Source organism: Nocardioides ginsengisoli (assembly GCF_039537225.1).
Lineage (GTDB): Bacteria > Actinomycetota > Actinomycetes > Propionibacteriales > Nocardioidaceae > Nocardioides > Nocardioides ginsengisoli.
In genome coordinates this window covers 1-10,038 of the sequence record NZ_BAABAC010000001.1, presented here as the reverse complement: position 1 = coordinate 10,038, position 10,038 = coordinate 1, and the positions used below count along the sequence as shown (strand labels likewise).

The 10,038-nt window shown below is 72.5% G+C and carries 12 protein-coding genes; 3 read left to right on the top strand and 9 right to left on the bottom strand.

What is annotated here, in order from left to right; all coding sequences use genetic code 11:
• Positions 1-62: 62 nt before the first annotated feature.
• Positions 63-536 (bottom strand): PaaI family thioesterase, encoded by a 474-nt coding sequence (locus tag AB4880_RS00060; RefSeq protein ID WP_367917144.1) that lies wholly within the window; start codon positions 534-536, stop codon positions 63-65.
• A 65-nt stretch (positions 537-601) separates the two neighbouring features.
• On the opposite strand from AB4880_RS00060, the gene AB4880_RS00055 reads away from it, so the two are divergent.
• A complete protein-coding gene (locus AB4880_RS00055; RefSeq protein WP_367917143.1) occupies positions 602-1,093 on the top strand; it encodes a winged helix-turn-helix transcriptional regulator in 492 nt (163 codons plus the stop codon).
• Positions 1,090-1,998: an alpha/beta hydrolase gene (locus tag AB4880_RS00050; RefSeq protein WP_367917142.1), complete on the top strand. Its 909-nt coding sequence runs from the start codon at positions 1,090-1,092 to the stop codon at positions 1,996-1,998. Before AB4880_RS00055 ends, AB4880_RS00050 begins: the two co-directional genes overlap by 4 nt.
• 10 nt (positions 1,999-2,008) lie before the next feature.
• Here the strand turns inward: AB4880_RS00050 and AB4880_RS00045 are convergent, their stop codons facing one another.
• The 6 genes from AB4880_RS00045 to AB4880_RS00020 all read right to left on the bottom strand — a co-directional run bounded on the left by AB4880_RS00045 (position 2,009) and on the right by AB4880_RS00020 (position 7,424).
• Positions 2,009-3,778 carry a DEAD/DEAH box helicase gene (locus tag AB4880_RS00045; RefSeq protein ID WP_367917141.1) on the bottom strand — a complete coding sequence of 590 codons (1,770 nt, stop codon included), beginning with the start codon at positions 3,776-3,778 and terminating at the stop codon, positions 2,009-2,011.
• Positions 3,775-4,044 (bottom strand): DUF3039 domain-containing protein, encoded by a 270-nt coding sequence (locus AB4880_RS00040; protein WP_437440490.1) that lies wholly within the window; start codon positions 4,042-4,044, stop codon positions 3,775-3,777. The genes AB4880_RS00045 and AB4880_RS00040 overlap by 4 nt, the downstream gene beginning before the upstream one ends.
• 10 nt (positions 4,045-4,054) lie before the next feature.
• Positions 4,055-5,536, bottom strand: coding sequence for an MFS transporter (locus tag AB4880_RS00035; protein ID WP_367917140.1), 1,482 nt, complete (start codon positions 5,534-5,536; stop codon positions 4,055-4,057).
• Positions 5,533-6,093 carry a TetR/AcrR family transcriptional regulator gene (locus AB4880_RS00030; protein ID WP_367917139.1) on the bottom strand — a complete coding sequence of 187 codons (561 nt, stop codon included), beginning with the start codon at positions 6,091-6,093 and terminating at the stop codon, positions 5,533-5,535. The genes AB4880_RS00035 and AB4880_RS00030 overlap by 4 nt, the downstream gene beginning before the upstream one ends.
• 134 nt (positions 6,094-6,227) lie before the next feature.
• Positions 6,228-6,788, bottom strand: a complete 561-nt coding sequence (locus AB4880_RS00025; RefSeq protein WP_367917138.1) for a YqgE/AlgH family protein — start codon at positions 6,786-6,788, stop codon at positions 6,228-6,230.
• Positions 6,789-6,878: 90 nt separating this feature from the next.
• Positions 6,879-7,424, bottom strand: coding sequence for a hypothetical protein (locus AB4880_RS00020; RefSeq protein ID WP_367917137.1), 546 nt, complete (start codon positions 7,422-7,424; stop codon positions 6,879-6,881).
• A gap of 181 nt (positions 7,425-7,605) precedes the next feature.
• Here AB4880_RS00020 and AB4880_RS00015 point away from each other — a divergent pair, with 181 nt between their 5' ends.
• Positions 7,606-8,346: a TetR/AcrR family transcriptional regulator gene (locus AB4880_RS00015; RefSeq protein ID WP_367917136.1), complete on the top strand. Its 741-nt coding sequence runs from the start codon at positions 7,606-7,608 to the stop codon at positions 8,344-8,346.
• A gap of 66 nt (positions 8,347-8,412) precedes the next feature.
• On the opposite strand, the gene AB4880_RS00010 is transcribed toward AB4880_RS00015, so the two are convergent.
• A complete protein-coding gene (locus tag AB4880_RS00010) occupies positions 8,413-9,441 on the bottom strand; it encodes a DUF3048 domain-containing protein (RefSeq protein ID WP_367917135.1) in 1,029 nt (342 codons plus the stop codon).
• Positions 9,442-9,656: 215 nt separating this feature from the next.
• The coding region (locus AB4880_RS00005) for an SDR family oxidoreductase (protein WP_367917134.1) at positions 9,657-10,038 on the bottom strand (382 nt) is incomplete at its 5' end.

Below are 10,038 nucleotides of genomic sequence, written 5' to 3'. Positions count from 1 at the left end.
TGTTGTGTGAGCTAGTTTGCGCCGGGTCAGCGCAATTCGGGAGCCAGTTTCTGCCGGGTCGGCTAGGCGAAGATCATGCAGCTCGAGCTCGCGTACGCGACCAGCTTCCCTCGCCCGTCGTACAGCTTCGCCTCGGCGAGCGCCGTCCGCCGCCCCCGCTGCAGCACCGTCCCGACGGCCCGGATCCGGCCCGAGTCGACCGTGACCGGCTTGAGGAACTTCACGGTCAGGTCGAGCGAGGTGTACCCCTCGCCGACCGCCAGCGTCGAGTGCACGGCGCATCCGCACGCGGAGTCGAGCAGGGTCGCGAAGACGCCGCCGTGGACGCTGCCGATCGGGTTGTAGTGCCGCAGCTCGGGGTCGAGCTCGAAGATCGCGGTGCCGCGCTCGGGGACGTCGAACCCCGCGAAGCCGAGCGTCTCGGCGATCGGCGCGGCGGGCAGGCGCCCGTCGCGCATGGCGAGGAGCTGCTCGAAGCCGTCCAGCGCGGCCGGGTCGATCGGCGCCACCTGGGTCTGGATCGCGGACTCAGTCATGAGCCCATCAGACCAGCGCGATGCTGAGTCTGTCAACGAGACCTAGATCGCCCTATGCTGGCCCGATGAGCGGCACCGACACCGAGACCGCCCCGGCGCTGGCCTGGTCGGTCGACAACTGCACGCTCGGCCGGGCGATGGCGATCCTCGGCGAGCGGTGGACCGTGGTCGTGCTGCGCGAGGTCTTCCTCGGCGTACGACGCTTCGACGACATCCGCCGGCACGCCGGCATCCCCCGCCAGGTCCTCACCGACCGACTCGCCCTGCTGGTCGATCACGGGATCCTGCGCAAGGCCCCCTACCGCAGCGACGGCGCCCGCACCCGCCACGAGTACCGCCTCACCGACAAGGGCCTCGAGCTCCAGCCGATCCTGCTCGCGATCAGCCACTGGGGCGACCGCCACCTCGCCGATCCGGGCGGCCCGCCGACGGTGTTCGTGCACCGCGAGTGCGAGGAGCCGGTCCACGTCGAGGTCCGGTGCGCGGCGGGCCACACGCTCCAGCCGCGCGACGTCGCCACCCGGCCCGGCCCGGGCGTCCGCCCGTTCGCCGGATGATCGATCCCGGGCTGCTCGCCCTCGTCGAGGAGACCCGCGCCTTCTACGCCACCCGTACGCCGGGCCGCGGACCCTCCTCCCCCGCCGAACTGCTCGCCGCCCGCGCCGCGCGCACCGCCGCGACGCCCGCCGCGCCCCCAGCGATCCAGGACGTCGCCCGGGCCGCGGGCCACGAGGTCCCCGTCCGCATCCACCTCCCCGTCACCGGCCGGCCCGGCGGCGTCCTCGTCGACATCCACGGAGGCGGCTTCTACCTCGGCTCCGCCGCGGACGGCGACGTCCGTGACCGCGAGCTCGCCGACCGCCTCGGCGTCGTGGTCGTCGGCGTCGACTACCGGCTCGCGCCCGAGCACCCGTGGCCGGCGGCGCCCGACGACTGCGCGTGCGTCGCGCGCTGGCTCCTCGCCGACGCGGCCGACCGCTTCGGCACCGACCGGATCGCGCTGACCGGCTTCTCCGCCGGCGCGACGCTCGCCGTCACCACCCTGCTCCGGCTCCTCGACCAGGACGGCGGCCGCATCGCGGGCGCCGTCCTGGAGTTCGGCACCTACGACCTCAGCGGGCGGACGCCGGCGGGCCGGCTCATCGCCGACGAGTACTTCCTCGACGCCTACGCGGGCGACGCCCCCGACCGCACCGATCCCGACCTCTCGCCGATCTACGCCGACGACGCCGACCTGGCCGGGCTGCCGCCCCTCCTCATGGTCGTCGGCGCCGACGACGTCCTGCTCGACGACAACCGGGCGATGGCCGCCCGTCTCGCCGCGGCAGGCGTCGACGTCGACCTGCGGATCCACCCCGCGGCGCCGCACGGCTTCACCGCACACCCCACGCCGATGGCGCGGGCCGCCCGCGCCGGCATCGAGGCCTGGCTCGCCGAGCGCCTCGACGACCGAGCCCCCTGACGCTACGCGTCTACGACGTCTTCTTGACCGCCCACTCGCGGATCCGCTCGATCCGCTTCTGGAGCTGATCCGCGCTCGCCACGGCCGCCGCCGGCCCGCCGCACTCCTTGCGCAGCGCGGCATGGGTGATGCCGTGCGCCTGGCCGGTGCGGTGGTGCCACGACGCGACCAGCGAGTTGAGCTCGCGGCGCAGCAGGCCTAGGTGCTCGTGGGTGGTGACCTCGGCGACGGTGTCGGCGGGGCGCTCCTCCTCGGCCACCCCCGTGCGACGGGTACGGCGTCGGTCGGCCTGCCGCTGCTGGAGCAGCGCGCTGACCTGGTCGGGCTCGAGGAGGCCCGGGATGCCGAGGAAGTCCATCTCCTCCTCCGAGCCCACGTGGACCTCGCCCTCGTGGCCGAACTGCGCGCCGTCGTAGAGCGCGTGGTCGAAGCGGGCCTCCGAGCCGAGCGCCTCGAACGGCGTCAGCTCGAGCTCCTCCGAGGCGCCCTCGCTGGCGTTCGCCTGGTTCATCAGGTCTTCCTCGGCCGAGAAGATGTCGCCCTCGTCGTTGACCTTGCGGCCCAGGACGTGGTCGCGCTGCACCTCGAGCTCGGACGCGAACGACAGCAGGTTGGGCACCGACGGCAGGAACACCGACGCGATCTCGCCACGCTTGCGGGCCCGCACGAAGCGGCCGACGGCCTGTGCGAAGAACAGCGGCGTCGAGGTGGTCGTGGCCCACACGCCGACCGAGAGACGCGGTACGTCGACGCCCTCGGACACCATCCGGACGGCGACCATCCAGCGCGAGTCGCCCTCGCTGAACGCCGAGATCTTCTTCGACGCGGCCTTCTCGTCCGACAGGACGACGGTCGGCGACTCGCCGCTGATCCCCTTGAGCAGCTTGGCGTAGGCGCGCGCGCTGTCCTGGTCGGTCGCGATGACCAGACCGCCGGCGTCGGGCACGTGCCGGCGTACCTCCGAGAGGCGCTTGTCGGCCGCCGCCAGCACCGACGGCATCCAGGAGCCGTTGGGGTCGAGCGCGGTCCGCAGCGCCTGCGAGGTCATGTCCTTGGTGAGCGGCTCGCCGAGGGACGCGGCGACCTCGTCGCCGGCGCGGGTGCGCCAGCTCATCTGCCCCGAGTAGGCGAGGAAGAGCACCGGACGGACGACGTGGTCGGCCAGCGCGTCGGCGTAGCCGTAGGTGTAGTCGGCCACCGACGTCGGGACGCCGCCCTCGCCCGGGGCATAGGACACGAACGGGATCGGGTTGATGTCGGAGCGGAAGGGCGTGCCGGTCAGCGCCAGGCGCTTGGCCGCCGGCTCGAACGCCTCGCGGACGCCCTCACCCCAGGTGAGCGAGTCGCCGGCGTGGTGGATCTCGTCGAGGATGACCAGCGTCCGGAACCGCTCGGTGCGGATCCGCAGCGCCAGCGGGTTGACGCCGACACCCGCATAGGTGACCGCGACGCCGACGTAGTCGCTGGAGATCTTGCCGCTGCCCGCGGAGTACGTCGGGTCGATCGGCAGTCCCGCGCGCGCGGCCGCCTCCGCCCACTGCAGCTTCAGGTGCTCGGTGGGCGCGACGATGATCAGCCGGTCGACGACTCGCCGCCCGAGCAGCTCGGCCGCGACGGTCAGCGCGAAGGTCGTCTTGCCGGCGCCGGGCGTCGCCACGGCGAGGAAGTCCCGCGGGGAGCGGGCGAGGTAGTCGTTGAGCGCGGCAGACTGCCAGGCACGCAGCGATGGCGCCGTGCCCCAGGCTGCCCGCTCCGGCCAGGCCGGACCGAGCGAGGTCATGCGTCGGGACCGGACCCTTCGCCGTCCTCCGACAGGCTCTCCCAGATCTCCTTGCAGTCCGGGCAGACCGGGAACTTCTCCGGCGCGCGGCTCGGCACCCAGACCTTGCCGCACAGCGCGACGACCGGCGTGCCCATGACCATGGCCTCGGTGAGCTTGTCCTTGTCGACGTAGTGCGAGAACCGCTCGTGGTCGCCCTCGTCGGTCGGGACGGTACGGCGGTCCTCGCGGACGTCCGTTTCTGTCGAGAAGCCGATCGTGGTCACATGCCGGAGTCTAATGCCCTCCGGAGACATCCACGTCCTTCGGCAGCTGCCACCACACCAGCGCCGCGACGAGCAGCGTGATCACCGCGCCGGCGAGGCCGACCGCCGCGAAGGCGTCCGTGTACGACGCGAGCGCGGCCGGCTCGACCGACGTGCCGAGGGCGCCCGTGACGGACTCCACAGCGGCGTCGGGCGCGCCGGACGGCAGACCCTGCCGGTAGACGACGCCGGCCAGGCTGCCGAGCACCGCGATGCCGATCACGCCGCCGACCTCGTAGGACATCTCCTCGACCGCGGCCGCCGAGCCGGCCTGGTGGGCCGGGGCGGCGCCCATGATGAGCGCGGACGCGAGGCCGAGCGCGGCGCCGCCGAACCCGACGAGGAGCAGCGCGAGCGCGAGCCCGCCGTACGGCATCGGGCGTGGGAGCAGCCACAGCACGAGCATGCCGGCGGCGAGCACGAGCAGCCCGGCGACGATGACGGTGCGGGCGCCGACCCGGGCCGCGACCGCCGGGGCGAGCGGCGGGCCCACCAGGCCGCCGAGCGCCATCGGGAGCAGCGCGACGCCGGTGACGATCGGCGTCCAGCCCTGGACCAGCTGCAGCCACTGCGAGCCGACGAACAGCAGCACGGTCACCACGGTGCTGCTGACCAGCGCGGTGGCGACGCCGGCGCTGAACACCGGGTTGGCGAACAGGCGTACGGCGAGCATCGGCTCGTCCTGACGGAGGCAGCGCAGCACGAAGGCCGCGAGCAGCGCGATGCCGGCGGCGAGCATCAGCAGCGTGGCGGCGTCGAGGTCACCCTTGCCGAGGTGCTTGACGCCGTAGACGGCCGTGATCATGCCGCCGACCGAGAGCAGGACGCCGAGCGCGTCGACCCGGCCGGGTCGCTCCGAGCGGCTCTCGGGGAGCAGCAGGGCGCCGGCGATCAGCGCGACGACCATGAACGGCACGTTGACGAGAAAGGCCGCGTGCCAGCTGAACCCGGTGAGCAGCGCACCGCCGACGATCGGGCCGATCGCGCCGCCCACCGCGGCGGTCGCGGCCCAGAGGCCGAGCGCGAAGGCGCGCTCGCGGGCGTCCGGGAAGAGCGCGCGGATCAGCGAGAGCGTCGCCGGCATGATCATCGCGCCGCCGATGCCGAGCACCGCGCGGACCGCGATCACGTCGCCGGCGCTGTCGGCGACGAGCGCCGCGAGCGAGGCGAGGGTGAAGATCGCGAAGCCGACGAGCAGCATCCGACGCCGTCCCCACCGGTCCGCGAGGGCGGACAGCGGGATCAGCAGGCCGGCGAGCACGAGCGCGTAGACGTCGACGATCCACAGCTGGGCGAGCGCCCCGGCGTGGAGGTCCTCGGTCAGGTCGGGCAGCGCGACGTTGAGGACGGTCATGTCCATCACGACGACGAGCAGCGCCGCGGAGAGGACGGCGAGTCCGCCCCAGCGGCCGCGGACCGGCGCCGCGGTGGTGGGCGTGACGAGCGCGCTCATCGGGCCGCGCTCCCGTCGAGGAAGGTCGAGCGGACCAGCGCCTCGGCGTCGCGCCGGGCGATGTCGCCGGCGACGAGCGCGTCGCGGACCGCGACCAGCAGGCCGTAGACGGAGTGCCCGAGCCAGCGCGCGGGCACGTCGGCCCGCAGGACGCCGGCCTCCTGCGCCGCGGCGTACAGGGTGACCTCCTGCGCGAACAGCTCGTCGGCCCGCGCCCGGAGGTCGGGGGCGTTGACGACCGTCGGGTCGGTCAGCGCGATGCCCATCTCGTCGGCGTCGACGACGAAGCGGTCGAGCAGCTCCTCGAGGCAGGCCCGGATCCGCGCCGGGTCGCCGGACGCCACGACCTCGGCCATGCCGACCTCGCGCTGGCTCTCGTCCCAGCGGGCGAGGGACCGCTCGCCGATCTCGAGGAGCAGGTCCTCGCGGCTGGAGAAGTGCCGGTGGACCGTCGCGCGGCCGACCCCGGCAGCCGCGGCGATCTGCGCCATCGACGCGGTCGGCTCGGTGGTGAGCAGGCGCTGGGCTGCGGCCAGCACCGTGTCTCGGGTGGACATCGTGCCTCCTGGTTGTGAGACATCACTGTCTCACATGAGACATGGAAGTCTCAAGCCCGTGCCGGGGCCGAGTCGTGTGCCTGAGAACCCGCCCAGACGGGTTCTCAGGCACACGACTCCCCTGGGGCGCCCGGTCAGTTCAGCTCGGGGTCGGCCGGCCGCGTCGCATGCAGCGCGAGGTCGCCCGGCTGCCGGCGCAGCACCTGGCGGCGCAGGCCGCGGGTGTCGCCGAGGAAGACGTCCTCGACCTCCCCGGGGACGACGTACCAGCTGCCCTCGGCGATCTCGGCCTGCAGCTGGCCGGCGCCCCACCCGGCGTAGCCGGCGAAGATCCGGAGCCGGTCGACGGTGCCGTCGACGAGCTCGCGCGGGGTGTCGAGGTCGAGCAGGCCGATCCGGTCCCACAGCGCCTGGAAGCCGGCCGCGTTCTCGCCACCGGGGACGGCGAGCGCGACCGCGAGCGCGCCGTCGGTCGAGACCGGTCCGCCCTGGAAGAGGACCTCGGGCTCCTCGACGACGTCGCCCCAGTCCCCCAGCACCTCGGAGACGGGCAGTGCGGTCGGCCGGTTGAGGACGACGCCGAGCGCGCCCTCGGCATTGACGTCGAGGAGCAGCACGACCGTGTCGACGAAGTTGGGATCCAGCAGCTCGGGGGCCGCGAGGAGCAGCTGCCCGGCGGCCAGTTCGGTCGACATGGATCCATCATCCCCCAACACACACGACCCCGGACCCGGCACTGAGGGAGGAGTGCGCCGGGGCCGGGGTCGTGCCGGGAGAGGAGTCGGTCAGGCGGCGACGACCGCGCGCAGCCGCTCGAGGAGGGTGCCGCGGACCTCGGGCTCGGCGTACGCCGCGTCCGGGGTGATCATCGGCATGCCCTGGTGGAGCAGGCGGGCCCGCTCCTCGATGTCGCCGCCGATCCGGTCGGCGGTCTCGTCGCCGATGCTGGTGCGGCCGGCCATCACGGCGAGCAGGTGGTGCTCCTTGAACCGGGCGACCGCCATGGCCTGCGCCATCGCGTCGTCTGTCGGGTGCTCGCGGTAGTGGTCGATGATCAGGCGGACGCCGGCCAGCTCGTGCGCAGTGTTGCTCCACGCGATCGCGACGGCCTCGTCGAGGTCCATCGGCTGGAAGGAGAGCATCCGCTCGATCTGGCCGGAGAGCCGGGTGTGCCACTTGAGGGTGAGGGCGGCGAGCAGGTCGAGCTCGTCACGGAAGCCGGTGGAGACGCCGTCGACGTCCATCGGCAGGCGACCGTCCCGGCGCACGGCCGCGGTCGCGATCACGGAGCGGAGGGTCTCGCCGCGGTGGTGAAAGGCCTTCCAGGTCATGGTCAGCTCCTTGTTCTCGTTCGGCGGCTGTCGCGAACGGGGGCATCCGACATACCGCTGGTACGTACTTCGAGTATGGAGCAGACCGAAGGTATGCCCAACGCAAGGACACCGTGATCCCGCCCACGACGGGACGTGACCGGTGTCACCCGCGACCGGTCGCCCCGCCTATGCTGGCCGGGTGGTGGCCAAGGCATCGGTGTCGAAACTCGTCCCCAAGGTCCCCGGGTCCTCGCGCCGCGCGTCGTACTCCGCCTCGACCAAGCGCGCCCTCGTCGACGTCGCGGAGCGGCTGTTCGCCGAGAAGGGGTACGCCGCGACCTCGCTCGACGCGATCGTGGCCGGCGCCCGCGTGACCAAGGGCGCGCTCTACCACCACTTCTCCGGCAAGCAGGCGCTCTTCGAGTCGGTCTTCGAGCGGGTCGAGCTGGAGTCGTCGAAGCGGATCCAGAAGGCGCTGCGCAGCGAGAAGGACCCGTGGCTCAAGGCGCTGCAGGGCCTGCGCTCCTTCCTCGACGTCGTCCAGGAGACGCGCTACCGCCGGATCGTGATCCAGGACGGCCCGGCCGTGCTCGGCTACGAGCGCTTCCGCGAGCAGGAGGAGCGCTCGACCTTCGCCAATATCGTCGAGATCGTCCGCTCCACCCTCGACGCGGGCTCGTGGGAGCTCGACGAGGAGATGCTGCAGACCTTCGCCCGGATCTTCTTCGGCGCGATGTCGTCGGCCGGCGAGTCGGTCGCGACCGCCGCCGATCCCGAGGCCGCGGCCCGCCGGGTCGAGGGGGCGATCGGCTTCCTGCTCGCGGGCGTCCAGGCGCTGGTCGAGCAGGGCATCGGCATGCCGAGCGCGTTCGCCTCCCCTGCCGACGCCGACGATCTCGAGGGCGACGGCCCCCACAACGCCGTCGGCGACCCGGAGTAGTCCTCCGAGCCGCCGACCTGCGGATCCTGCGTTGTCCGGCTTGTGTGGCTGATCCGGCCGATCCGGCTACTTGCCGTAGGTGACCGAGCCGCGGTTGGCGTCGACCGGGACGAGCTCGATCCACACCTTGCCGGCGGGCACCTTGAGCGCCGTACCGTCGGCGGTGGCGAGGGTGACCGGCGAGCTCAGCTTGTCCTTCGACCAGGTGCCCTCGACGACCTGGCCGTTGTGGAACACCTGGGCCTTGCCCTTGCCGACGAAGTGGCTCTCGGGCACGAAGTTGCCGGCCGGGTCGCGGTAGCCGGCGTCGCCGATCTTGACGCGCAGCACCAGCACCGTGTCGGGCTGGAAGCGGTCGCCCTGGGCGGCGTTGGAGTTGGTGTTGACGTACTTGCCGCCCTGGAAGGTCCAGTTGGTGGCGTGGCTGCCGCCGAAGCTCGCGCGGATGGTGGCCGCCGGCACGCCGCCGGTGAAGTCGGCCTCGGTGCCCCACGGCAGGTAGTCGGCCGGTCGGGCGTCCTTGCCGTCCTCGGTCGCCTTGGCGATCTTCTGCAGGCTGGTGAAGAGGTTGTACGGCGCGTGCCGGCTGTTGTTGCGGTAGAAGCCGGGACCGCCCTCCTGGAAGAACTTGATGTGGGCGCCGTTGATCCGCGAGATGGTCACGCCTGCCGCGCCGCTGGTGGTGATCACGCCCTTGACCGGCGAGACGATGCCGATGTCGCTGGCGCGCATCGAGCGGACCGGGCCGATGTCGCCGGGCAGCTGCGAGTAGTAGAACGCCGCGAGCCGGGTGATCCCGCCCTCGACCAGCTCCTCGACGACCAGGTCGGCCTTGCTCAGCCCGATCTGCGGCGCGCTGTTGGGCGAGTTGTCGATCTTGGTGACGATCACCGGGTGGTCGAGCGCGACGGACTGGCCGTCCTTCGCCTCGAGCCCGGTCAGCGGCCAGGTCGCCGGCACCTCGGGGGTCGGACTGGCCGACGGCTTGCTGTCGTCGCTCTTGGGCTTGCTGTCATCGCCACCGCAGCCGGCGAGCGCGAGGCTCAACGCGACGAGCGTGGCGGGCAGGGCGGTACGAAGGGAGGAAACGCGCACCCGCCAAGTGTTCCTCACCGGTCCCCGACACCCGACGAGCCCGGGCCGCGTGTCGCGGTCCGGGCTCGTGAGGTGTTGCCTTGCAGGGTGAGCCGGTGGCTCAGGACCCTGACGCTTCCGGTGCGTGCACCGGCAAGGCGGAGGCGCGCAGGCGACCTGGAAGGCGAAGCGGTCGTCAAGCGCCTCCAACGCCGCCGGTGTGCGTGCCGGGAGCGTCAGGTTCCCAGCGAGATGCCGCCGTCGACGTACAGCGTCTGGCCGGTGATGTACGACGCCTCGTCGCTCGACAGGAAGGTGACCGCGGCGGCGATGTCCTCGGGGTGGCCGACCCGCTTGACCGGGTTGGCCTCGGCGTTGAGCCGGCGGAACTCGTCGACGTCCAGCTTGAGCCGCGCCGCGGTGGCATCGGTCATCTCCGTGGCGATGAAGCCCGGCGCGACCGCGTTGACGTTGACCCCGAACGGCCCCAGCTCGATGCCCAGCGTCCGGGTGAAGCCCTGGATGCCCATCTTCACCGCCGAATAGTTGGCCTGCCCCCGGTTGCCCAGCGCCGAGATCGAGGAGATGTTCACGACCTTGCCGTACTTCTGCTCCACG